Genomic DNA, 23,397 nt, shown 5'->3' with positions numbered 1-23,397 from the left:
TCCCCGTCAGCCGAAGACCGTGCCGGTCGGCAGGTAAACCTCAAGCGCTGCGACGAACACGGCCCACCAGAGTGCCGCATGCAGCGCACCGCCGAGGGCGGCCCTCGGCCAGCCGGCGCCGAACACGCGGGCGACACCGGTGGTGAGGACGAAGATCGCGATCGGGAAGCCGAGCGGTTCCATCAGCAGCACCGCCGAGACCGCGAGCGCCGGGATGGCGAGGGTGCGGCCGAGCAGGGGGCCCTTGGGCAGATCCTCGGCCCCGTCGGGCCGGCGCGCGAAGAGCAGGGCGAACACCGCGAGCGCGATCGCCAGTGCCACGGGGAAGACCCTGGGCCCCAGCGGATCCGACGCGAAGGCATAGTCGATCCGGGCGCCGACGAGGCCATAGGCGATGGCGAAGAGAAAGAGGCAGGCCGCGGCGGCCTTGCCGGTGGCGCGCTGGTGGCGGCCGGAGCGGTGATCCTGGTGACCGCCGCCTGGTATTATGCCAGGGCGGCGGCCGACGATGCCTATGATCAGCTGCTGGTCGGCGCGGTGCTGCAGATGACCGAGGGCCTGGCGGTGGAGGAGGGGGAACTCACGGTGTCGCTGCCGGTCTCGGCCTTCGAACTGCTCGGGCTGGCGGGGCAGGACCGGATCTTCTATCGGGTCATCGACACCGCCGGCCGCACGCTCACCGGCTATGACGATCTGGCGCTGCCGACTGAGGCCGGCGCTGCGGGCGACCGGCCGCTGGTCACCGGCGGCCGGCATGGCGGCGAAGCGGTGCGCATGGCGGTGGCGTCGCGCCGGTTGACGGACGCAGCGATCAGCGGCACCGCCCGGGTGGTGGTGGCCCAGACCGAACGGGCGCGCCGCGATCTTGCCCGCGAACTCACGCTGTGGGTGGTCGGGCTGGTGGCGGTGATGGCGGCGGTCGCGGTGACCGGAACCATGCTTGCCATCCGCTATGCGCTGCGCCCGGTCCGGGGCATGGGCGAGGCGCTGGGGCGGCGCGATCCTCAGGATCTGACGCCGCTGTCGACCGATGTTCCGCGCGAACTCGCCCCCTTCGTGGGCTCGATCAATCATTTCATGGGCCGGCTGGATCAGCGGGTGGGCGGGTTGCAGCGCTTCATCGCCGATGCCGCTCACCAGATCCGCACCCCGTTGACCGCGCTTTCAGCCCAGATCGATCTGCTGGAGCCCGCCGTTTCGGGCGACGAGGGGTTGCGCCATCTGACGCGGGTGCAGGACCGGCTGCGGGAACTGGCCCGGCTGACCAATCAGCTGCTGAGCCATGCCATGGTCACTCACCGGGCCGATGTGGTGCAGTTGACGGCGGTGGATCTGGTCGACGTGACCCGCCGTGCCTTCCGATCGGCGATCCCGATCACCATCGATCACGACACGCTGGTCTCGTTCGATGCACCGCCCCGGCCGGTCATGGTTCTGGGCGATCCGGTCAGCCTGCGCGAGGCGGTGGCCAACTGCATCGACAATGCGCTGACCCATGGCGTGATGTCGCGGCTGGAGGTGCGGGTGGTGGTGCGGGAGGGCCGGGCCGTGATCGAAGGTCGAGGATGATGGTCCCGGCATTCCGGCCGAGGACTGGCCGCATATGCTGCAGCGCTTCGCCACCACCCGCGCGGGCGATGGCGGCACCGGCCTGGGCTTCGCCATCGCCGCCGAGGTCATGGCCGCCCATGGCGGGGAGCTTGGCTTCCGTATGGTCGAACAGGGCGGTTTCGTGGTGGTCGCCACCATGCCGCTGGCATCGACGATGGGAGGCACGGGATGATCCGCCGGTTGCTGGCGACGGCGCTGTTCGCGGCGGCTCTGGCCCATGGCGCCCCGGCCTTGGCCCGCGAAGGCGAGACCGTGGTCTTCGCGGCGCCGGCCGTCGAGACCGAGCGGCTGGCCATCCATGCCGCGACCGACGTCGCGGCGATGGCGCCGTTGATCCGCGATTTCCAGACCCGCGATCCCGGCGTCACGGTCGACTATGTCGAATATGTCAGCAACGACCTTCAGGCGGCCGCGATCTCGGCCTGTGCGGCGGGCAAGGCGCCGGGCGATCTGCTGATCTCGCCCTCGGTCGATCAACTGCTCAAGCTCGCCAATGACGGCTGTGCGCTTGCCCATCTCTCGCCCGAGACCGAAACGGTGCCGGACTGGGCCAACTGGCGCAACGAAGTCTTCGGCTTCTCGATCGAGCCGGCGGTGTTCGTCTACAACGCCCGGGTGGTGCCCGAGGCGGAGGCGCCGCATACCCATGTCGAACTGGCCGACCTGCTGCGCCGGCAGATCGACCGCTATGCCGGCCGGGTCGGCACCTATGACATCCGGGTCTCGGGCATCGGCTATCTGTTCGCTTTCAACGATGCCCGCCAGACCACCACGATCTTCGGCCGGCTGCTGGAGAACCTGGGCCGTGCCGCCGTCGTGGTGCGCTGCTGTACGTCGGATGTCGTGGCCGAGGTGGCGGCGGGCCGGCTGCTGATCGGCTATAACATGCTGGGCTCTTATGCCTATGCCGCGGCGCGGGCCGATCCGGCGCTCCGGGTTGTGGTGCCTGCGGATTACGCGCTGGTGCTGGCCCGCGGCGCGCTGATCCCCACCCATGGCGCCAGCCCCGATCTTGCCCGGCGCTTCCTCGACTATCTGCTCTCCGCCCGCGGCCAGCAGGTGGTGCGGGACGAGGCGTTCTTCTTCTCGGAAGATGGCCCGATGCCGGCGGGCGTCGCCGGGCCGCGCGCGCTCGACGAGGGCGGCATCGCGCGGCCGATCCGGATCGGCCCGGCACTGCTGGCGGTTCAGGATGCCGCCCAGCGTCGCCGCTTCATCCGCGACTGGAGCCGGTCGATGGTGGATATGGGAGTGCCGCCTGCACCGTGATGCAGCCCTCGGGGCCCCGGTTTCACACAGCCTCGCATGGCTGCCGCGCTCAGGCCGGTTTGCGATCGGCCGGCTTGCGCTCGGCCGGTTTGCGATCAGGCCGGCTTGCGGGCCGCGATCAGATAGTTGATGCCCAGCGACCCGCCGGTGTGCCAGCGGCCGGTGGCAAGGTCGCGGTTCAGCCCCACGGCCTGGAACGGGCGGAGCCCCGCATCGCGCAGGCCACGGGCGAGTTCCGACGGCTTCAGGAATTTGCGCCAGTCATGAGTGCCGCGCGGCACCCAGCGCAGCAGGTATTCCGCGCCGACGATGGCCCCCAGAAAGCTGGCCGGCGTGCGGTTGAGCGTGGAGGCGATCAGCACCCCGCCGGGCTTGAGCAGCCGGGCGGCGCTGTCGAGGAACAGCGCCGGGTCGGCGACATGTTCGACAATCTCCAGCGTCAGGACCGCGTCGAAGGCGGCCGTCTCGCCCGCCGCCACCAGATCTTCCGCCGCCTCTGCGCGATAGCGGATATCGAGGCCGGCGTCGCGGGCATGGGCTGCCGCCACCGCGATATTGCGCGCGCCGGCATCCAGCCCGGTCATGCCGGCGCCCAGACGGGCGAGCGGTTCGCAGACCAGCCCGCCGCCGCAGCCGATATCGATGATGTCGAGCCCGGCGAGCGGCCGGTCGGCCAGAGGGTCGCGGCCGGCATGGCCGCAGATCGTGTCGCGGATATAGCCGATGCGGGCCGGGTTCAGGGCATGCAGCGGCGCGAACGGCCCCGCCGGATCCCACCATTCCTCGGCAATTCGGGTGAAATTGTCGATTTCGCGGGCATCGACGGTTCCGGATGCGGCAGCATGGGGTCCGGCGGCAGGGCTCATGGGGATTTGCGTCCTTCGGGCTTGATCTCCGGTGCGCATCCTTGCACGGTCCGGCAGGTGAGAGTATGAATATGCGCCCCGCGAGCGACAAGGGCTTGACGGCAGCATCAATTGCGTAAACGGCCAGTAAAATCGACCCGGGTCGCCTGCCACAGTGGCGCGCAGGCCAGGTCGAGACGACGGAGCGGACCCAGACATGGCGCGCATCGTGATGAAGTTCGGCGGCACATCTGTCGGCGACATCGAACGGATCAAGACCGTCGCCAGGCGGGTCAAAGCCGAGGTGGAGGCAGGTCACGAGGTGGCGGTGGTGGTGTCGGCAATGTCGGGCACCACCAACCAGCTGGTGGCCTGGTGCCGCGAGGCCGATCTCGTCCACGACGCCCGTGAATATGATACGGTCGTTGCCTCGGGCGAACAGGTGACCGTGGGCCTGCTGGCCATCGCCTTGCAGGCGATCGGCGTGCCCGCCCGGTCGTGGCTGGGCTGGCAGATCCCGTTCCGCACCGACGACGCCCACGGCCGCGCCCGGATCGAGGGCATCGAGGGCGCCGAGCTGCTGACCCGCATGGGGCGCGGTGAGGTGCCGGTGGTGGCCGGGTTCCAGGGCGTGTCGCCCACCGGCCGGATCACCACCCTTGGCCGTGGCGGGTCCGACACCTCGGCCGTGGCCCTGGCCGCGGCACTGCATGCCGACCGCTGCGACATCTATACCGATGTCGACGGCGTCTATACCACCGACCCGCGCATCGTTGCGAAGGCGCGGAAGCTTGATAAGATCACGTTCGAGGAAATGCTTGAGATGGCATCTCTCGGAGCGAAGGTCCTGCAGACCCGCTCGGTCGAGATGGCGATGAAGCATGGTGTACGCGTACAGGTTCGCTCCACCTTCTCGGACGCGCCCGGCACCCTGGTCGTTGACGAGGACGAGATCATGGAACAGAAGCTGGTGAGTGGCATCGCGTACAGCCGCGACGAGGCCAAGATCACCCTGGTGCGCGTGCCCGACCATCCGGGAATTGCCGCCCATGTGTTCGGGCCCCTTGCCCAGGCCGGCGTCAATGTCGACATGATCGTGCAGAACGTGTCGGAAGACGGCCGTGCCACCGACCTGACCTTCACGGTCGGCAAGGCGGATATGGAACGGGCGCTGGCGGTGCTCGACGGTGCCCGCGCCCAGATCGGCTGCGAGCGGGTCGACGCCGATCCGAACGTCGCCAAGGTTTCGGCGATCGGCGTCGGCATGCGCAGCCATGCCGGCATCGCCTCTCAGATGTTCGACGCGCTGGCGCGCAAGGGCATCAATATCATGGTGATCTCGACCTCCGAGATCAAAATCAGCGTGCTGGTGGCCGAGGAATATACCGAGCTGGCGGTGCGCGCCCTGCATGCGGAGTATGGCCTGGATGCCGCTTGACCGGCCGACCGCGCGTTCCGGCGCGGAAGACCCCGATGCGGGGAATACGGGTGCTGCATGGCTCGATCACATGTGGCACCGGGGCACCGCCCTGCTCGGAACCCGCTATGCGATCCTGGGCGGCGCCATGTCATGGGTGTCGGAGCGCCATCTGGTGTCGGCCATCTCGAATGCCGGCGGCTTCGGTGTCATCGCCTGCGGGTCGATGGGGCCGGATCTGCTGCGCGCCGAGATCCGTGGCACCCGGGCACTGACCGCCAAACCCTTCGGCGTGAACCTGATCACCATGCATCCGGAACTGGATGCGCTGATCCGGGTCTGCGCCGAGGAAGAGGTCGGCCATGTGGTGCTGGCGGGCGGTCTGCCACCGACGCCGGCGATCCAGGCGGTGAAGGCATCCGGCGCCAAGGTACTGTGCTTTGCGCCGGCGCTGGCGCTGGCGCGCAAGCTGGTGCGCATGGGCATCGACGGGCTGGTGATCGAGGGCGCCGAGGCCGGCGGCCATATCGGTCCGGTGTCGCTGAACGTGCTGATGCAGGAGATCCTGCCCGAAATCTCGGAGGTGCCGGTGTTCGTGGCCGGCGGCATCGGCCGGGGCGAGGCGATTGCGGCGTTCCTGGACATGGGCGCCGCCGGTGTCCAGATCGGCACCCGCTTCGTCTGCGCCACCGAGTCCATCGCGCATGAGAACTTCAAGAAGGCGTTCATCCGCGCCGCCGCCCGTGACGCCCAGCCGACGACCCAGGTCGACCCGACCTTCCCGGTCATCCCCGTGCGTGCGCTGGGCAATGCCGGCACCCGGCGGTTCGTCGAGCATCAGCACGATGTCATCCGCCGCTATCGTGCGGGTGAGCTGGACATGAAGGCTGCTCAGCTGGATATCGAGCATTTCTGGGCCGGCGCGCTCAGGCGGGCGGTGATCGATGGCGATGTCGAGAACGGCTCGCTGATGGCCGGGCAGAGCGTCGGCATGGTCCGCAAGGTCCAGCCGGTGGCCGAGATCGTCGAGGAGCTGGTCAACGAGGCGGCGGCACGGTTCGCCAGCCTGCGTGGCGACCGGTTGCCGCCGGAGACCGGCGCGGGGACGCAACCCAAGGACGGCCAGTCCGCGCCTCAGGGCGAAACATGAGCGTCGGGGCGCAGGCCATTCCGGGACCGCGCCGCCTTCTCAGGCGGTTGCGCGACGTCATGGCCGCGCCCGGCACCGCGCAGTCGCGCCTGAACCAGGTGGTGCTGGTCATTGCCGCCGACATGGTGGCCGAGGTCTGCTCGATCTATGTCCGGCGCGCCGGCGACGTGCTGGAACTGTTCGCCACCGAAGGTCTGAACCCCGAAGCGGTCCACAAGACCCGCCTCAGGGTGGGCGAGGGTCTGGTCGGCCATGTCGCCGCCCAGGCGACCGCCCTGTCGCTGTCGGACGCCCAGTCGCATCCCGATTTCGCCTATCGCCCGGAAACCGGTGAAGAGGTCTATCACTCGCTGATGGGCGTGCCGATTCTGCGGTCGGGGCGGGTGGTGGGTGTGCTGGTGGTGCAGAACCGCACCCGGCGCAATTACACCGAAGAGGAGCTGGAAGCGCTCCAGACCGTCGCCATGGTGCTGGCCGAGCTGATCGGCGCCGGCGATCTGGTCAATCCGTCGGAATTCTATGAGGCCGAGGGCAACGCCACCCTGCCGCAGCGCGCCGAGGGTGTGCGGCTCGCCGATGGCGTGGCCATGGGCGTCGCGGTGCTGCACCGTCAGGCGATCGAGATCCGCCAACTGGTGGCCGAAGACCCTGAGGTGGAGGCGCGGCGCCTGTCGGACGCGCTGGACCTGCTGCGGGCCCAGGTCGACCGCATGCTGGCCCGGCCCGATATCGCAAGCGGCGGCGAGCATCGTGAGGTGCTGGAAACCTATCGGATGTTCGCCCATGACCGGGGCTGGATTTCGAAGATCAACGATGCGATCCGCAACGGCCTGACCGCGGAAGCCTCGGTCAAGCGCGTGCTGGACGATATGCGCGTCCGGCTGAACGCGGCGAGCGACCCTTATCTGCGCGAACGCGTGCTGGATCTTGAGGATCTGGCCGGGCGGCTGCTGGGCCTGCTGACCGGCGGCCCTGAACCCGCCGCGCGGGAACTGCCCGATGACATGGTGGTGATCGCCCGCGCCATGGGCCCGGCGGAGCTGCTGGATTACGACCGCACGAAGCTGCGGGCGCTGGTGCTGGAGGAAGGCTCGGCCACGGCCCATGTGGCGATCGTGGCCCGCGCGCTCGACATACCGGTTCTGGGGCGGGTCGATGGCGCGTTGGCCAAGATCGCGGCCGGCGACCCGGTGATCGTGGATGCCGACAACAACCAGTTGATCATCCGCCCGGGCGAGGATGTGGTCGAGGCGGTGCAACTGACCCTGGCCGCCCGCGCCGAGCGCAAGGCGGCCTTCGCGGCCTTGCGCCACATGCCGTCGATCACCCGCGATGATGTGCGGGTGAACCTGCTGATGAATGCCGGCCTGCTGGCCGACATGACCATGCTGGGCGAAAGCGGCGCCGAGGGGATCGGGCTCTATCGGACCGAGCTGTTCTTCATGGTCCGCTCGCAGATCCCCGATGTCGAGGCCCAGGCCGATCTCTATGCCCGCGTGCTCGACCAGTCGAGCGAGCGGCCGGTCTATTTCCGGACCCTCGATGTCGGTTCCGACAAGCAGCTCCCCTATTTCAATCATCGTCCGGAAGAGAATCCGGCGATGGGCTGGCGGTCGCTGCGGCTGACGCTGGACCGGCCGGTGATGCTGCGCCGGCAGGTGCGGGCGCTGCTGATGGCCAGCGCCGGCCGGCAGTTGAACATCATGTTCCCGATGGTGGCCGAGGTCGCGGAATTCGATACCGCCCGCAAGCTGGTGAACATGGAGGTGGCGCGGGCGCGCCGGCTGCGTCAGCGGCTGCCCTCGCAGGTGCGGGTCGGCACCATGCTGGAGGTGCCGGCACTGGCCTGGCAGTTGCCGGCGCTGCTCGACCGGGTGGATTTCGTCTCGGTGGGGTCGAACGACCTGTTGCAGTTCCTGTTCGCCTGCGACCGGGGCAATCCGGACCTGTCGGACCGCTATGACCTGCTGTCGCCGGCGGTGTTGGCCTTCCTCAGCCATCTGGTCGACGCCTGTGCCCGGGCCGATGTGGAACTGTCGCTGTGCGGCGAAATGGCCAGCCGGCCGCTGGAGGCCATGGCGCTGATCGGCCTTGGCTTCCGCCGCATGTCGATGCCGGCCGGTGCCATCGGGCCGGTGAAGGCCATGGTGCGCAGCCTTGATCGCGGGCAGTTGAGCAGCTATATGCGCAGTCTGTTGAACGTGCCGGACCATTCGGTACGCGACCGTCTGCTGGCCTATGCGCACGACCACGGTATCGCTATCTGACCGGCCCGGTGCCGGACGTCGTGGCCGCGGCACGGCGTTATGGCGACGGCCGGTTCAAAGTGAGTGCCCGTCTGGGTTAAGCCATGGGCGAGACTGGCGGATTTCGCAGCCCAGCCCCCGGCTGCTGCGGGCTTGCGCTTGACCCGGACCAAGAGTACGGTCGACGTCATTCGGCACCGCACAACGGCGACCGCGTTCGTATCGCATCCATGACGCCCGTATCGGACCGTAAATGGCCGGTTCCGGCGGGGTGCTGCGGCGCAGCTTTGCGCAATCCGACGATGCGCAATCCGATGACCGGCTGCCTGTGGCCGGTTCGATGCCGGCCCGTCCGCCGGCCCGTCCCGCCTGCCGGCTCGTGAACCAGGCTTCTGCCTGTTCGCGGCCAGATGTTTTCTGCCCCTTGCGACCGGAGCGATCGATCCCCGATGGCGCGCCCGACTTCGAACAGCCGCCTGCAACTTTACGATGTCAATGCCGGTGAAACCGGCGGTTCCGCTGGTGGCCCCTCCGGGGGGTCGTCCGGCGGCGAGTATGCCGGTGTGGGCGCGCTGCTGAAGCGCGAACGTCTGCGCCAGGGCCACGACATCGCCCAGGTCGCCGACCAGCTCCGCATCCGGCAGGTGTATCTGGAAGCGTTGGAAGAGGGGCATTATGCCCAGTTGCCGGCGCCTGCCTATGTGATGGGCTTCCTGCGGTCGTATGGTGGCTTTCTGGGCCTGGACGTGCCGGAGCTGCTGCGGCGCTATAAGTCCGAAGGCCAGCATGTGCCGGCCACCAACAGGCTCGATTTCCCGACGCCGGCCGAGGAAGGCCAGATGCCGCGCTTCACGGTGATCGTGGTGGCGCTGGTGCTGGCGGTGATCGCCTATGGCGGCTGGCGCTATTTCGGCGAGACACCGAACCAGTTGGCCGACAGCGTGGCCGAAGTACCGGCCTATCTGTTGCAGTCGGGGGGTGAAGGCAGCGATGCGGCCCAGGTCGGCGCCGGCAGCCAGGCCGGCAGCGTGACCGAAAGCGACGACCGTGCCGCCGCCGAAAGCACGCGCGAGCTGGCCCCCGATACTGCTGAGACCACCGCCACGTCGCCGGCCGTCACCTCCGCGCCGACCACCTCTGCACCCGCCACAACTTCTGCCCCGACCACATCGCCCGCACCGGCCACGTCAGCGGCACCGGCCACGTCAGCAGCACCGGCCACCTCGGCGTCGCCATCGACATCGGGCGGCCAGCCTGCGGCCCCGTCGGCGCAGACCCCGGCCAATCAGACCACGGCCAATCAGGCGCCAGCCCCTCAGGCTCCGGCCGCTGGCGCTCAGCCGACCCCGTCGGCGCCCCAGGCCCCGGCCGGTGGCAGCGGCATCCGCATCGCCGCCAATGCCGATAGTTGGCTGCAGATCCGCGGCCCCGGCGGCAATACGGTGTTCAGCCGCATTCTGAAGGCGGGTGAAACCTATGATGTGCCGCCTGAAGCGGTGGGTGGCAGCATGATCACCGGCAATGCCGGCGGCATCGTGGTCGTGCTCGACGGGCAGGGTCTGCCGGCGCTCGGCGGCTCCGGCGTCGTCCGCCGCGGGATCGTGCTGGAGCGCGAGGCGCTGCGCGCATTGGGCGGCTGAGCCGCCTGCCGCCTCCACATGCCCTTGCCGGCGGTGTCGGCGGCTGCTAAGTCCTGTCCGTGCAGCCCATCCTGTCCGCCCATTCCGGCGACCCGTCACCCCCGGCGGGTCACGTTTAGCGACGGAAGCGACCATGACCGTCAGAGCCTATCGCCATATCGAACGGCGGCTCAGCCGCAAGATCCGCGTGGGATCGGTCGAGGTCGGCGGTGATGCGCCGATTTCGGTGCAGACCATGACCAACACCCAGACCCCCGACATCGCCGGCACATTGGACCAGATCCGCCGCGCGGCCGAGGCCGGGGTCGATATCGTGCGGGTGTCGTGCCCGGACGAGGACTCGACCGCGGCGTTGCGCCAGATCGTGCGCGAAAGCCCGGTGCCGATCGTGGCCGATATCCATTTCCATTATCGCCGCGCCATCGAGGCCGCAGAGGCGGGCGCCGCCTGCCTGCGGATCAACCCGGGCAATATCGGCGCCGCATCGCGTGTGCGCGAGGTGGTGAAAGCGGCCAGGGATCATGGCTGTTCGATCCGCATCGGCGTGAATGCCGGCAGCCTTGAGCGCGACTTGCTGGAACGATATGGCGAGCCCTGCCCCGAGGCGATGGTGGAAAGCGCGCTGAACCATATCCGGATCCTGGAAGACAACGACTTCTTCGAGACCAAGATCAGCGTCAAGGCGTCGGATGTGTTCCTGGCCGTCGCCGCCTATCAGGGGCTGGCGGAAGCCTGCGACTATCCGCTGCATCTGGGCATCACCGAGGCGGGCGGCCTGCGCGCCGGCACGGTGAAATCGGCCGTGGGCCTTGGCATGCTGCTCTGGGCCGGTATCGGCGACACGGTGCGGGTGTCGCTGTCGGCCGATCCGGTGGAAGAGGTCAAGGTCGGCTATGACATCCTGAAAAGCCTGGGCCTGCGCCGGCGCGGCGTGACCATCGTCTCCTGCCCGTCCTGTGCCCGGCAGCGCTTTCAGGTGATCGACACCGTGACGCGGCTGGAAGACCGGCTGTCGCACATCACCGTGCCGATTTCGCTGTCGGTGATCGGCTGCGTGGTCAACGGCCCCGGCGAGGCGCGCGAGACCGAGATCGGCGTCACCGGCGGTGGCGGCCACCACCTGGTCTATATCAACGGCAGCCCCGACCATAAGGTCGACGACGACCGGCTGGTCGACCACATCGTCGAACTGGTCGAGGCGCGGGCCGCCGCGATCGCGGCCGGCGACACGACCATGACCACGCTGAAGCGCACGGTTGCAGCCGGGAGCTGAACCGCCCCGCTCAACCTTGCCTGCCTCGGCATGCCCCCTGATCCGAGACCACGCCTTACGGAGACCAAAGCCTTGGCCAAGTTGCAGTCGGTGCGCGGCACCCACGACATCCTGCCCGACGAGATGCCGCGCTATCGCAATGTCTTCGACGCGGTGGCCGAAATCGGCACCACCTATGGCTATGGCGAGATCGCGACCCCGATCTTCGAGTTCACCGAGGTCTTCAAGCGCACGCTGGGCGACACGTCCGACGTGGTGTCGAAGGAGATGTACACCTTCAACGACCGCGGCGGCGAGGGCCTGACCCTGCGTCCCGAGGGCACGGCCGGTGTCGCCCGGGCGGTGATGTCGGCGGGTCTGCTGCAATCGGTGCCGCTGAAATATTTCTACCGCGGCCCGATGTTCCGTTATGAGCGGCCGCAGAAGGGCCGGATGCGCCAGTTCCACCAGATCGGCGTGGAATTGCTGGGCGTGGCCGAGCCCGCCGGCGATATCGAGGTGATCACGCTGGGCGCCGATCTGCTCGACCGGCTGGGGGTGATGGGCGATACGGTGCTGGAGATCAACACCATCGGCGACATGGACAGCCGCAACGCCTATCGCGACGCCCTGGTCGCCTATCTGGAAGCCCATATCGACCAGCTTTCCGACGACAGCCGCGAACGCCTGCACCGCAACCCGTTGCGGGTGCTGGACAGCAAGGATGCCGGCGACCGGGCGGTGGTGGCCGATGCACCGCGCTTCGACGACTATCTCACCCCCCATGCCGCCGATTTCTTCGCGACCGTGCTGGCGGGCCTCGACCGGCTGGGCATTGGCTATCGCCGTAACCCGTTCCTGGTGCGCGGGCTGGATTATTACTGCCACACCACCTTCGAATTCGTGACCGGGCGGCTGGGATCGCAGGGCACGGTTCTGGCCGGCGGCCGCTATGACGGGTTGATCGGCCAGATGGGTGGCGCGGAAACCCCCGGGGTCGGCTGGGCGGCCGGCGTCGAGCGGCTGTCGATGCTGGCCGAGCCGCGGTCGGTTGCCCCGCGTGCCGTGGCGCTGGTGCCGCTGGGCGACGCCGCCGAGGCCGAGGCGCTGGTTCTGGCCCGCAGCCTGCGGCGTGCGGGCGTGGTGGTCGATCTGGGTTATGGCGGCAATCTGAAGAAGCGGATGAAGCGGGCCGACAAGATCGGCGCCGCGCGGGCGGTGATCTTTGGCGATGATGAACTGGCCCGCGGCGTCGCCCAGGTGAAGGATCTGGACGAGGGCGGCCAGACCGAGGTGGCGCTGGCCGATCTGGTCGACCGGCTGGCCGTGCGGCGCGGATGAGCATCGACGCCAAACTCGATCAGGTGTTGCGTCGGCACGAGGAACTGGCGGCGCGGCTGGCCGATCCGGCCCTGGCGGGATCGGCCGATTTCGTGCGCCTGAGCCGCGAATTCTCCAGTCTGGACGACCTGGCCGGTGCCGTCCGCCGCCGCCAGGCCCTGACCCGCGAGCTGGACGATGCCCGCAGGCTGGCGCGCGAGGCCGGTCAGGACGCCGAGATGCGGGCGCTGGCCGAAGACGAGATCGCGGTGCTGGCCAGTGAAGCGGCCGCCCTGGACCGCGCCGTCCGGCTGATGCTGCTGCCGCGCGACGAGGCCGACGACCGCAGCGCCATTCTGGAAATCCGCGCCGGCACCGGCGGCGACGAAGCGGCGCTGTTCGCCGCCGATCTGTACCGCATGTATCAACGCTTCGCCCAGGAGATGGGCTGGCGGATGACCCTGATGCAGGCCAGCGACAGCGATCTTGGCGGCTTCCGCGAGGTCGTGGCGGAAATCGAGGGCGCCGGCGTCTATGGCCGGATGAAATTCGAAAGCGGCGTGCACCGGGTGCAGCGCGTGCCGGAAACCGAAGCGCAGGGCCGGATCCATACCTCGGCGGCGACCGTGGCGGTTCTGCCCGAGGCGGAAGAGGTCGATGTCGCCATCGATACCGGCGATCTGAAGATCGATGTCTTCCGGGCCAGCGGCGCCGGCGGCCAGCATGTCAACACCACCGACAGTGCCGTGCGCATCACCCATCTGCCGACCGGGCTGGTGGTGGTGCAGCAGGATGAACGGTCGCAGCACAAGAACCGCGCCAAGGCCCTGAAGATCCTGCGTGCGCGGCTGTTCGAGCAGGCCCGCGACCAGGCGTCGGAAGCTCGTGCCGCCGAGCGTCGCGGGCTGGTCGGCTCCGGCGACCGGTCGGAGCGGATCCGCACCTATAATTTCCCGCAAAACCGGGTGACCGACCACCGCATCGGCCTGACCCTTTACAAGCTGGACAAGGTGATCGCCGGCGAGGCGGTGGGCGAGCTGATCGAGGCGCTGATCACCGAAGATCAGGCGGCACGGCTGGCGATGCTCGACGACGAGGCCGCGGCATGACCACCACCGGTCCTGGTGGTGATGCGCAGGTGATGCCCTGTGATGCCGAGGGCTTGCGCCGGCAACTGGTGGCGGCCCTGGGGCCGGTGGCGGGTGAGGATGCGCCGCTTGAGGCGCGGATGATCGTCGAGGCGGCAACCGGGCTCGATCGGACGGCGCTGCGGTTGCATGGCGCCGTGGCGGTGCAGACGGCACAACTGGCGGCGGCACAGACGATGCTGGCCCGCCGGCTGGCCCGCGAACCGCTGTCGCAGATCCTGGGCAGCCGGGGGTTCTGGACCCTGGATATCGATGTCACCGCCGACGTGCTCACCCCCCGCCCCGACACCGAAACCCTGATCGAGGCGATGCTGGACTTCGTCGATGCCGACGGTCGCGGTCGCGGTTATCCGTGGCGGGTGCTGGATCTGGGCACCGGATCGGGCTGCCTGCCGGCGGCCCTGTTGTCGGAACTGCCCGAGGCGCGGGCGATCGCCATCGACCGTTCCCCCGCCGCCGCCCGTGTCGCCCGCCGCAATCTGGACCGCATCGCCCCCGGGCGGGCGCTGGTGGTGGTGTCGGATTGGGCATCCTGTCTGGCGGCGACGGGATGTGAGGCCGGCGCATTCGACTTGATCCTGTCCAATCCGCCTTATATACCTAGCGGAGAAATCCGGACCCTTGATCCGGAGGTTGCGCGGCACGAGCCGCATCTTGCGCTGGATGGCGGAGATGACGGGCTCGTGGCATACCGGGTGCTGGCACCCGGGATTGCCCGCCTGCTGCGCCCCGATGGGTTCGCAAGCATCGAGATCGGGTTGGGACAGGCGCTGGATGTGGAGCGTCTTCTGGCCGATCAGGGACTGACGACTTCTGTACGGAACGACCTTGGCCATATCGCGCGCTGCGTTACGGCGCGGCATGCTGTGAGCCTGGCGGCCTGAATGGCTCTGTGTAACCCAGGCGATCCCTGTGTGACCGGAGCGGCGCTGCGAGATGATCGACCATGAGGCGACTCCGCCCGCAATCGGCCGGAGCGTCGCTGACACCGGCCGACTTGCCTGCGCCGCCCCTGCGGCCGTCCCCCGGACATGATGCCATACCGCCCGCCGACGCCCGGCGTGGACAGCACCGAACTGCCGGCTTGGCCGGTCTCGAACACTGCCGGCATGGCCGGCCTTGAACAGATAGGACGGCTTGGACTGACATGAGGAACGGCCCGAATTCCAAGCGGACACGCATGGGGCGCCAGCAGAGTGGCGGTGGCAGCGGTGGTGGCGGACGTCCGCGGCCGCAACAGCCGGTCAATCGCAACCGGATATTCGAAAGCAACGGCCCGGCCGGCAAGTTCAAGGGCAATCTGTCCCAGATCATCGACCGTTATCTGGCGGCGGCGCGCGATGCCTCGTCGTCGGGGGACCGGGTGCTGGCGGAGAGCTTCCTGCAGCATGCCGAACACTATCTGCGCCTGCTGAATGGCACTCAGGATGCCGATCGGGTTCCCGAGACCCGTCCGGTCCCCGACCGGTTCAGCCGCGGCGGGCCTGATGGCGAGTCCGATGACGACGACAATGATGGCGACCAGAGCGACGGCGACGACGATGCCGGCGACCGGGGCCCGGATCGTGGCGGCGATCGCTTCGATCGCGGCGACCGCGCCGGCCGCTTCGATCGCGGCGATCGTCCGGAGCGGGGCGAGCGTTTCGACCGAGGTGATCGCTTCGAGCGTGCCGATCGTGGTGAGCGCGTCGACCGGGGCGATCGGCCCGATCGTGGTGACCGGCCCGAGCGCGTCGACCGCTCCGAGCGCGTCGACCGTTCCGAGCGCGTTGAGCGCGGTGACCGGCCTGAACGGGTTGACCGGCCCGAGCGTGGCGATCGGCCTGAACGCGTGGAGCGGCCCGACCGCAGTGAACGACCCGAGCGCAGTGAACGACCCGAGCGTGCCGAACGGGCGGATCGTCCCGAGCGTGGCGATCGTCCCGACCGGGTCGAGCGGGGCGACGATGACCGCGGTGGCCGCCGGCGGCGTGGACGCCGGGGCAATCGCGGCGAAGGCCGTGACGAGCGCGAGGGTGGTGAGGTCGCGGCCCGGCCCGACACCGGCGGCGATCTGTTCACCGGTGATGCGCCACGGGTGGAGCGGCGGCCCGCGGGCGACATGATCGACCCGGCCCCGGCGCCTGTTCCGACCCAGCCCGCGGCGCCGGCACCGGTTCCCACACCGGCCCCCGCACCTGCTCCGGCTCCCACGCCGGCTCCGGCTCCGGCACCCGCCCCGGCCCCGACCCCGGCTCCCGCCCCGACCCCGGCCCCGGCTCCGACGCCCGCCCCGGCTCCGACGCCCGCTCCGATTCCCACGCCGGCTCCGGCTCCGGCCCCGGCGGAGGCTGTGCCGGCGGAACCGCCGGTACGGACCCGTGCGCCACGCCGCAGCGCCGCCGCTGTGGCGGCCGAGGGTGAGGGCGAGGCCGCGGCGCCGAAGCCCCGCGCGCCCCGTCGTCGTCGTACCGCAGCCGAGATCGCTGAAGCCGCGGCGGCGGCGGAAGCGGCACCGGCGGTCGAGGGCGCTGAGGACAAGCCGGCGCCGCGCAAGCGCGTGACGCGCCCCCGGCGGACCAAGGCCGATGATGCCGCCGATGGCGGGACTGCGTGACCGGCTGAGGGCCTGATGCCGGCCCTGCCGGGCCCGACGACGAACGGCGCCATCGGATATCCGGTGGCGCCGTTTTTTTGGCGTGGCGTCTGCGGGCGCGGGTGGGCGCGGGATGCTGATCAGTCGATGGTCACCGCCATGCCGCGGCTGATCTCCCCGCCCTCGATCACCACTGTGAACACGCCGAATTCCTTGTGGCCATAGTGATCGGTCAGCGCCTGAACGATCTTCAGATCGCGCCGGTCGGTGCCCGGATGAATTTCGGTGGCGGCGCAGCGGATGACCTGGGCCACGACCTCCAGCACCGTATCGCCGATCCGCAACCGGCGGCCGATCAGATCACGCTCCATCCAGGCGGTGCCCAGATCGATCAGAAGGTTGTTGCGGAAGCGCAGCGGATCGACCTCCGGCAGGTCCATGTCGCGGGCAAGCCTGCGGGCGCTGGCCAGATTGCTGACCGAGATCATCTGGCGCTGCTTGTCGGTCAAGGCGCTCTCGGCCATCCGCACCAGCATCGGCGCCCTGGCCGGCGCCAGCCCCAGATGGCGTGCCACCAGATGGCCGGCGCGGATCGCGAAATCCGGATCGGTGCCCTGGCCGGCCATGGCCTCGCCATCGGGCAGGGTGATCGCCAGCCGGTCGGCGGTCTCGTCATAGCGGCAGCCGATCGACCCCATGCGCGCCTCGGTGACCATCACATGAAAGGCGGCCTTCGGGCGCCATTCCGGCTGGAACGGATTGGGCTGGGTGCCGATTTTGGCAAAGGCGAAGCGGCGATCCGCCGGCAGCGCGGCACCAGGCGTCAGCCTGCACGTCTCAAGCCGGTCGACCGACAGGCTCTTGACCGGAAAGCGGTTGATGTCGATCAAGGCACCATCGGCCATGGATCGGTTCTCCTGATATGGGGCAGGGGCTCCGGTCGTGCGGCTGCGCCGGCAAGACAACGATGTGCGGGCGCGCGCCCAGCCATCATACCGATGACGGCGGATCGATCGAGACGATCTTGCACGACTGTTGCCGGTTCACCACATTGACGGTGGGTCGGGGATAACCGGCCCGCCGGCCGCCGTCGCCGCATCATGCGGGACGCGCGATGGCCGGTTTGTCGGTCGGCCAGCCGTTGCCAGAAGGGCGCGGCCCGGGCGCTGTTGCAGCGGCGGGCCAAGCCTCCGGGATGGTGGTGCCTTTCCATCGGACGATCGCCACGAGGACGTCGAGGCCATGAATATCGAGAGCTATACCGACCGCGCGAAGGGGTTCCTTCAGGCTGCCCAGCAGTTGGCCCAGGGGCGTGGGCATCAGCAGTTCACGCCGCAGCATCTGCTGAAGGTGCTGGTCGATGACGAGCAGGGCATGGGGCTTGGTCTGGCGCAGGCGGCGGGCGGCGACCCGGCGCGGCTGCGCGAGACCGCCGAGCGTGCGCTGGGGCGGCTGCCCAAGGTTGAAGGCAGCGGTGCGGGGCAGTTGTATCTGGCGCCCGATACCGCGCGCGTGTTCACCGAGGCCGAGGCCCTGGCCAAGCGGCTGGACGATGATTATGTCGCCGCCGAGACCCTGTTGCTGGCCCTGGCGCTGGTCGACAAGACCGATGCCCAGACGGCGCTGGCCGAGGCCGGTGTGAAGCCGCAGGCGCTGGAGGCTGCCATCCGCGATATGCGCAAGGGGCGCAAGGTGGAAAGCGCGCAGGCCGAGCAGGGCTATGACGCGCTGAAGAAATATGCCCGCGATCTGACCCAGGCCGCGCGCGACGGCAAGCTCGACCCGGTGATCGGGCGCGACGAGGAAATCCGCCGCACCATTCAGGTGCTCAGCCGCCGGACCAAGAACAACCCGGTGCTGATCGGCGAGCCCGGCGTCGGCAAGACCGCGATCGTCGAGGGCCTGGCCTTGCGCATCGTCAATGGCGACGTGCCGGAAAGCCTGCGCAGCAAGAAGGTGCTGGCGCTGGATCTGGGCGCGCTGGTCGCCGGTGCCAAATATCGTGGCGAGTTCGAGGAACGGCTGCGTGCCGTGCTGCAGGAGATCGATGCGGCGGCGGGCGAGGTGGTGCTGTTCATCGACGAGTTGCACACGCTGGTGGGTGCCGGTGCCGCCGAGGGCTCGATGGATGCGTCGAACCTGCTGAAGCCGAAGCTTGCCCGCGGCGAGCTGCGCTGCATCGGGGCGACCACGCTGAATGAATACCGCAAGCATATCGAGAAGGACGCGGCCCTTGCCCGCCGGTTCCAGCCGGTGGTGGTGCCCGAGCCTTCGGTCCCTGAGACCATCTCGATCCTGCGCGGCTTGAAGGAACGCTATGAGCTGCATCATGGGGTGCGGATCACCGATGCGGCGGTGGTGGCGGCGGCGACGCTGTCGAATCGCTATATCACCGACCGCTTTCTGCCCGACAAGGCCATCGACCTGATCGACGAGGCCGCAAGCCGGCTGCGGATCGAGATCGACAGCAAGCCCGAGGCGATCGACGAACTGGACCGCAAGCTGATCCAGTTGAAGATCGAGCGCGAGGCCCTGAAGCGCGAGAGCGATGCCGCGTCGAAGGACCGTCTGGTCAAGCTTGAGGACGAGATCACCGCGCTTGAGAAGCAGTCCGCCGACATGACCGCATCCTGGCAGGCCGAGAAGGGCCGGCTGGAAGGCGTGCAGAAGGTGAAGGAACAGCTCGATCAGGCGCGCATCGAACTGGCCAATGCCCAGCGGCGTGGCGATCTGGCGCGGGCCGGTGAGCTTGCCTATGGTGTGGTGCCCGATCTGGAGCGCAAGCTGAAGGCGACCGAGGAGCAGGTGAAGAGCCGGCTGCTCGACGAGGCGGTGTCCGACAACCATATCGCGGCGATCGTCTCGCGCTGGACCGGCGTGCCGGTGGACAAGATGCTGGAAGGTGAGCGGGCCAAGCTGTTGCGGATGGAACAGGTGCTTGGCGGCCGGGTCATCGGTCAGGCGGAAGCGGTGGCGGCGGTGTCGGAAGCGGTGCGCCGGGCGCGGGCCGGACTTCAGGATCCCCGTCGGCCGATCGGCTCCTTCCTGTTCCTGGGCCCGACCGGCGTCGGCAAGACCGAGTTGTCGAAGGCGCTGGCGCAGTTCCTGTTCGACGATGATGCGGCCCTGCTCAGGGTCGATATGTCGGAGTTCATGGAAAAGCACGCGGTGTCGCGGCTGGTCGGCGCGCCTCCGGGCTATGTCGGCTATGACGAGGGCGGTGTGCTGACCGAAGCGGTGCGCCGCCGGCCCTATCAGGTGATCCTGTTCGACGAGGTGGAGAAGGCCCATCCGGATGTGTTCAACATCCTGCTTCAGGTGCTGGATGACGGGCGGCTGACCGATGGTCAGGGGCGGACGGTCGATTTCACCAATACGGTGATCATCCTGACCAGCAATCTCGGTGCCGAGATTCTGGCTGGTCAGGCACCGGGGACGCCGGCCGAGGATGCCCGTGCCCAGGTCATGGCAGTGGTGCGGGCGTCGTTCCGGCCGGAGTTCCTCAACCGACTGGACGAGGTGATCCTGTTCCACCGGCTGGGGCGCGAGCATATGGGCGGGATCGTCGATATTCAGATCGCCGATCTGGTCAAGCGGCTTGGCGACCGGCGTGTGGGGCTCTCGCTCAGCGAGGCGGCTCGCAACTGGCTGGCAGAGGCCGGTTACGACCCGGTCTATGGCGCCCGGCCGCTGAAGCGCACCATTCAGCGCGAGGTGCAGAACCCGCTGGCGCGGATGGTACTGGAAGGCCGCCTGCCCGAAGGTGCCGAGGTGCGGGTCGATGTCCGCGACGGCGCGCTCACCTTCGAAACCGCGGCCCCCAAGGCCGAGGCGGCGTGAGAGATGGCGACGGCATGAGGGGGGTGGCTTCGGCCGCCCCCATCGTCACCGCTCCGCCACCAACGAAACCCCACCACCAACGAAACCCCACCACCAACGAAACAAGGCCCCGCTTCGTCATGAGCGGGGCCTTGTTCATGGGAGGCCGGGTGCTGTCGGGTCAGATCACTCGGTGGAGCGGCCCGGGGTCGCCGACCGGCTGCTGGCCAGGGTCGCCGACGAGCTGCGCAGGCTGGCGACCTGCTTCTCGACCTGGGCCACGGTCTGGCGGAATTTCTTCATCTCGGCGGCCGCCAGCGTGCGGCCGACCGGCAGCTTGATGCTCTTCGGGTTCACCTGCACCTTGTTGACCAGCACTTCATAATGCAGATGCGGTCCGGTCGAGTTGCCGGTGGTGCCGACGGCGCCGATCACCTGGCCCTGCTTCACCTTCTGGCCGGCCTTGACGTTGATCCGGCTCATATGGGCATAGGCGGTGGAATAGGTGCCGTTGTGGCGGATGCGGACATATCTGCCATAGCCGCTGAACCATTCGGCCTTCTCGACCACACCTTCACCGGCGGCCATGATCGGCGTGCCGGTGGGGGCGCCGAAATCCACGCCCTTGTGCATCTTGGTATAGCCGAGCAGCGGATGGCGGCGGGCACCGAAGCCCGAGGTCAGACGCGCGCCCTCGATCGGGGTCTGGAGCAGAGCCTTGCGGACGCTCTTGCCCTTCGGATCGAACCAGTCGTCGTCGAAGCGATACAGGGTCAGCGACCGGCCGCCGACCACCAGGGTCGCCGCCAGCATCGCTCCGGTGCGGATCACCCGGCCGCCCTCGTCGACCATGCTTTCATACAGCACCTCGAAGCGGTCGCCCGGCTGAATGTCGCGCTGGAAGTCGACATCATAGGAGAACGGCTTGATCAGCTCCGACACCATCGATACCGGCAGATTGGCGGCGGCGGCGGCTTCGTAAAGGCTGGAACGGATCTCGCCCGAGGCGAGCGTCAGTTGACGGTTGAGTTCCTTGCGAACCTCGACCGCGGTGAAATTGGTCTGGATGCCGCTGCGCTCGACCCGGACGTGGCGTTCGGCATCGATCGGCAGGTCGAGCGTCGAGAGCGGGCCCGGATTGCCGTCGGCCCGGCGGCGCGGGAAGGTCAGGGAGACTTCCTGGCCGACCTTCAGCGAGCGGGGGTTGAACACCTTGCGCATCGACGAGATCAGCGCATAGGCGTCTTCCTGGGCAACGCCGTTGCGGACCAGAAGGTCGATCATGGTGTCGCCGCGCTCCACTTTGGCGCTGCGCACGATCGGGCCCAGATCGGCCGACGAGGTCGATGGCGTCAGGGTGCGGAGTTCGAGGCGCTCGTCCAGCAGGCGGCGGGTGAGCATCTCAGGGCCGGCAGCGCCCGAGGCGCTGCGCAGGGTCATGTCGAAGGGGTCGAAGCTGTTGACCAGCGGGTCGGCGAAGGCAACGTACTCGGCGGCGACGGAAGGAGAGGCTGTGGCCGCGACCGTTATCCCCATCACGGCAGCGACCGCATACGCCATCGTCCTGCCCAACAGAGTTTGTCGCACACCAGACCCGTCGGTGGTGAACCGCATGTAGTCGCCCCTTTGTCCTTGAACTCGTATATACCGCGTGCTCCCGACCCGCCGGCACCGCCTGTGCGGCTTTCCGGTCGAGATGCGTCGCCCGATCACTTTGGACGTGCCCCCACTCTGGACGTGCCCGTTGCTCTAGCCGATCCTTGTCTTCCCGGTCGTGAACGTCGTCTCCATCCGGTCATGCCGGCATCTGATCGCATGATCTTCATGCATGACAGCAGCGCTCTCCAAGTTAATCATACGTCAAAATATGACATATCCTTGAACAGGCAGCCCAAAGAGCGCTGGTCAGTATTCCGCGACAAAGATCAGGTGAGACATCTCCTTGTGGCAGACCCTGTCCAATGCACGCGCCGGTCTGGACAGACCCGTTCGTGCGACCCCCGTTGCCGGAGATCAGTTGGAAAAGGCGACCACAACGTTCACGGCTTTGTTCTGGATTTCGTGTCACTGTGCCGAACCACGGCGGGGGTGTCAACGACATGTTGGGCATTCCGTGCAGGCAAAATCGTCGCAGGCGCGGATGTGATCAGAAAGCCTAAAAAGCGACGTATCGTTAACCACTTGGACACCGACCTTCACGCACTTTCATATGCCGCGCCGCAGCGCTTTTGAAGGGTTTGTTCTTCGCGCGCGCACGCATGTGAGCGTTTTTCCGCCAATTTGCCGTTGAACCGGGCCGCTGATCTGTGCGCGCGGCCACTCAGGTTCAGGCGCTGCGGGTCACAGTATCGTCACAGCCCGCCATTGCCGGTCAGGCGTCCCTGACGGGGGCATCAGACCGCCGTTGTCAGCGCAGATGCCGCCTGGGTGGTGTGGGGCAGGGCGCCGGTCAGGGCGGCCGCAGATTTCTCGCATGGCCCGGGTCCATGTTTTCAAAGGGATGGCGCAAATTTCCGCACCCTGTCGAAAAACCGTCAAAAAAGGTGTTGCCAGTGTGAGCGGGGCCCCTTATAAACCGCCCCACACCAGACGGCAGCGCGGTTGACGCGGCGCCGGACGGGGCCGAAAGGCCAGAGAATACAGGCTCTTAAATGGGCCAACAGCGCCTGAGGGCGCGGCGGATCTTCGGGTTCGCAGGGGTTTTGTAGCCCCGGATCTTTGACATTGTGAAACGGATCGGAAGGGATGCGAGGGCGGCGGTTGTTGGCTTAGTCATCTAAGAACGACAAACCGATGAGCGCCTTGGCATCTTAACTATGACCTTGTGCCTAGAAGAGATGCCGGGACGAGCTTCGGTTGAAGCCTTGGCGGATGAGCGATCATCTGTCGAAGGTTCAACTTGAGAGTTTGATCCTGGCTCAGAACGAACGCTGGCGGCATGCCTAACACATGCAAGTCGAACGGGGTCGGAACTTCGGTTCCGGCTTACGTGGCGCACGGGTGAGTAACACGTGGGAATCTGCCCATCTATGGGGAATAACTGCGGGAAACTGCAGCTAATACCGCATACGCCCTTCGGGGGAAAGGCTTCGGCCGTAGATGGAT

The 23,397-nt window shown here is 68.1% G+C and carries 17 protein-coding genes and 1 rRNA gene; 14 read left to right on the top strand and 4 right to left on the bottom strand.

Annotated features, from left to right (window positions below):
* Positions 1–6: 6 nt before the first annotated feature.
* Positions 7–486: a tripartite tricarboxylate transporter TctB family protein gene (locus WG924_RS26945; RefSeq protein ID WP_345936148.1), complete on the bottom strand. Its 480-nt coding sequence runs from the start codon at positions 484–486 to the stop codon at positions 7–9.
* Here WG924_RS26945 and WG924_RS26940 point away from each other — a divergent pair.
* The 3 genes from WG924_RS26940 to WG924_RS26930 are packed head-to-tail and all read left to right on the top strand — an operon-like array spanning position 445 to position 2,880.
* Positions 445–1,569 (top strand): sensor histidine kinase, encoded by a 1,125-nt coding sequence (locus WG924_RS26940; protein WP_345936147.1) that lies wholly within the window; start codon positions 445–447, stop codon positions 1,567–1,569. The genes WG924_RS26945 and WG924_RS26940 overlap by 42 nt on opposite strands.
* A gap of 34 nt (positions 1,570–1,603) precedes the next feature.
* Positions 1,604–1,783, top strand: coding sequence for an ATP-binding protein (locus WG924_RS26935; protein ID WP_345936123.1), 180 nt, complete (start codon positions 1,604–1,606; stop codon positions 1,781–1,783).
* Positions 1,780–2,880 carry an ABC transporter substrate-binding protein gene (locus tag WG924_RS26930; RefSeq protein ID WP_345936122.1) on the top strand — a complete coding sequence of 367 codons (1,101 nt, stop codon included), beginning with the start codon at positions 1,780–1,782 and terminating at the stop codon, positions 2,878–2,880. Before WG924_RS26935 ends, WG924_RS26930 begins: the two co-directional genes overlap by 4 nt.
* A 95-nt stretch (positions 2,881–2,975) precedes the next feature.
* Here WG924_RS26930 and ubiG read toward each other — a convergent pair whose 3' ends face one another.
* Positions 2,976–3,746: a bifunctional 2-polyprenyl-6-hydroxyphenol methylase/3-demethylubiquinol 3-O-methyltransferase UbiG gene (ubiG, locus tag WG924_RS26925; protein ID WP_345936121.1), complete on the bottom strand. Its 771-nt coding sequence runs from the start codon at positions 3,744–3,746 to the stop codon at positions 2,976–2,978.
* A gap of 196 nt (positions 3,747–3,942) precedes the next feature.
* On the opposite strand from ubiG, the gene WG924_RS26920 reads away from it, so the two are divergent.
* The 9 genes from WG924_RS26920 (at position 3,943) to WG924_RS26880 (ending at position 16,494) form a co-directional block, all read left to right on the top strand.
* Complete coding sequence (locus WG924_RS26920; RefSeq protein WP_345936120.1) at positions 3,943–5,163, top strand: aspartate kinase; 1,221 nt, start codon at positions 3,943–3,945, stop codon at positions 5,161–5,163.
* Positions 5,153–6,292: an NAD(P)H-dependent flavin oxidoreductase gene (locus WG924_RS26915; protein ID WP_372044895.1), complete on the top strand. Its 1,140-nt coding sequence runs from the start codon at positions 5,153–5,155 to the stop codon at positions 6,290–6,292. The genes WG924_RS26920 and WG924_RS26915 overlap by 11 nt, the downstream gene beginning before the upstream one ends.
* Positions 6,289–8,559, top strand: a complete 2,271-nt coding sequence (ptsP, locus tag WG924_RS26910) for a phosphoenolpyruvate--protein phosphotransferase (RefSeq protein ID WP_345936119.1) — start codon at positions 6,289–6,291, stop codon at positions 8,557–8,559. The genes WG924_RS26915 and ptsP overlap by 4 nt, the downstream gene beginning before the upstream one ends.
* Before the next feature lie 428 nt (positions 8,560–8,987).
* Entirely contained in the window at positions 8,988–10,178 is a 1,191-nt protein-coding gene (locus WG924_RS26905) for a helix-turn-helix domain-containing protein (RefSeq protein WP_345936118.1), read from the top strand.
* 133 nt (positions 10,179–10,311) lie between these two features.
* On the top strand, positions 10,312–11,451 hold the full coding sequence (ispG, locus tag WG924_RS26900; protein WP_345936117.1) for a flavodoxin-dependent (E)-4-hydroxy-3-methylbut-2-enyl-diphosphate synthase: 1,140 nt from the start codon (positions 10,312–10,314) through the stop codon (positions 11,449–11,451).
* A gap of 72 nt (positions 11,452–11,523) precedes the next feature.
* Entirely contained in the window at positions 11,524–12,771 is a 1,248-nt protein-coding gene (gene hisS, locus WG924_RS26895; RefSeq protein WP_345936116.1) for a histidine--tRNA ligase, read from the top strand.
* Positions 12,768–13,859, top strand: a complete 1,092-nt coding sequence (gene prfA / locus WG924_RS26890; RefSeq protein ID WP_345936115.1) for a peptide chain release factor 1 — start codon at positions 12,768–12,770, stop codon at positions 13,857–13,859. Before hisS ends, prfA begins: the two co-directional genes overlap by 4 nt.
* A complete protein-coding gene (gene prmC, locus WG924_RS26885) occupies positions 13,856–14,782 on the top strand; it encodes a peptide chain release factor N(5)-glutamine methyltransferase (RefSeq protein ID WP_345936114.1) in 927 nt (308 codons plus the stop codon). Before prfA ends, prmC begins: the two co-directional genes overlap by 4 nt.
* Positions 14,783–15,045: 263 nt before the next feature.
* Positions 15,046–16,494 carry a DUF4167 domain-containing protein gene (locus tag WG924_RS26880; RefSeq protein ID WP_345936113.1) on the top strand — a complete coding sequence of 483 codons (1,449 nt, stop codon included), beginning with the start codon at positions 15,046–15,048 and terminating at the stop codon, positions 16,492–16,494.
* Between the two features lie 119 nt (positions 16,495–16,613).
* On the opposite strand, the gene WG924_RS26875 is transcribed toward WG924_RS26880, so the two are convergent.
* Positions 16,614–17,378 carry an MOSC domain-containing protein gene (locus WG924_RS26875; protein WP_345936112.1) on the bottom strand — a complete coding sequence of 255 codons (765 nt, stop codon included), beginning with the start codon at positions 17,376–17,378 and terminating at the stop codon, positions 16,614–16,616.
* 337 nt (positions 17,379–17,715) lie between these two features.
* Here WG924_RS26875 and clpB point away from each other — a divergent pair, with 337 nt between their 5' ends.
* Positions 17,716–20,313: an ATP-dependent chaperone ClpB gene (gene clpB, locus WG924_RS26870; protein ID WP_345936111.1), complete on the top strand. Its 2,598-nt coding sequence runs from the start codon at positions 17,716–17,718 to the stop codon at positions 20,311–20,313.
* A 165-nt stretch (positions 20,314–20,478) separates the two neighbouring features.
* Here the strand turns inward: clpB and WG924_RS26865 are convergent, their stop codons facing one another.
* The gene (locus WG924_RS26865; protein WP_345936110.1) at positions 20,479–21,852 is read right to left on the bottom strand and encodes a M23 family metallopeptidase; all 1,374 of its coding nucleotides are present in this window, start codon (positions 21,850–21,852) and stop codon (positions 20,479–20,481) included.
* Positions 21,853–23,187: 1,335 nt separating this feature from the next.
* On the opposite strand from WG924_RS26865, the gene WG924_RS26860 reads away from it, so the two are divergent.
* Positions 23,188–23,397 (top strand): 16S ribosomal RNA (locus WG924_RS26860); the annotation flags it as partial.

The sequence above is a fragment of the Tistrella arctica genome, from assembly GCF_039630945.1.
Lineage (GTDB): Bacteria > Pseudomonadota > Alphaproteobacteria > Tistrellales > Tistrellaceae > Tistrella > Tistrella bauzanensis.
Note: the sequence above shows the minus strand (reverse complement) of the source record. Positions and strands in the feature narration are given on the sequence as shown.

Excerpts from the sequence above, each read along its gene's own strand:
- WG924_RS26935 (WP_345936123.1), top strand. The coding sequence starts at position 1,604 with ATGCTGCAGCGCTTCGCCACCACCCGCGCGGGCGATGGCGGCACCGGC.
- WG924_RS26930 (WP_345936122.1), top strand. The coding sequence starts at position 1,780 with ATGATCCGCCGGTTGCTGGCGACGGCGCTGTTCGCGGCGGCTCTGGCC.
- ubiG (WP_345936121.1), bottom strand. The coding sequence starts at position 3,746 with ATGAGCCCTGCCGCCGGACCCCATGCTGCCGCATCCGGAACCGTCGAT.
- WG924_RS26920 (WP_345936120.1), top strand. The coding sequence starts at position 3,943 with ATGGCGCGCATCGTGATGAAGTTCGGCGGCACATCTGTCGGCGACATC.
- WG924_RS26915 (WP_372044895.1), top strand. The coding sequence starts at position 5,153 with ATGCCGCTTGACCGGCCGACCGCGCGTTCCGGCGCGGAAGACCCCGAT.
- ptsP (WP_345936119.1), top strand. The coding sequence starts at position 6,289 with ATGAGCGTCGGGGCGCAGGCCATTCCGGGACCGCGCCGCCTTCTCAGG.
- WG924_RS26905 (WP_345936118.1), top strand. The coding sequence starts at position 8,988 with ATGGCGCGCCCGACTTCGAACAGCCGCCTGCAACTTTACGATGTCAAT.
- ispG (WP_345936117.1), top strand. The coding sequence starts at position 10,312 with ATGACCGTCAGAGCCTATCGCCATATCGAACGGCGGCTCAGCCGCAAG.
- prfA (WP_345936115.1), top strand. The coding sequence starts at position 12,768 with ATGAGCATCGACGCCAAACTCGATCAGGTGTTGCGTCGGCACGAGGAA.
- prmC (WP_345936114.1), top strand. The coding sequence starts at position 13,856 with ATGACCACCACCGGTCCTGGTGGTGATGCGCAGGTGATGCCCTGTGAT.
- WG924_RS26880 (WP_345936113.1), top strand. The coding sequence starts at position 15,046 with ATGAGGAACGGCCCGAATTCCAAGCGGACACGCATGGGGCGCCAGCAG.
- WG924_RS26875 (WP_345936112.1), bottom strand. The coding sequence starts at position 17,378 with ATGGCCGATGGTGCCTTGATCGACATCAACCGCTTTCCGGTCAAGAGC.
- clpB (WP_345936111.1), top strand. The coding sequence starts at position 17,716 with ATGAATATCGAGAGCTATACCGACCGCGCGAAGGGGTTCCTTCAGGCT.
- WG924_RS26865 (WP_345936110.1), bottom strand. The coding sequence starts at position 21,852 with ATGGCGTATGCGGTCGCTGCCGTGATGGGGATAACGGTCGCGGCCACA.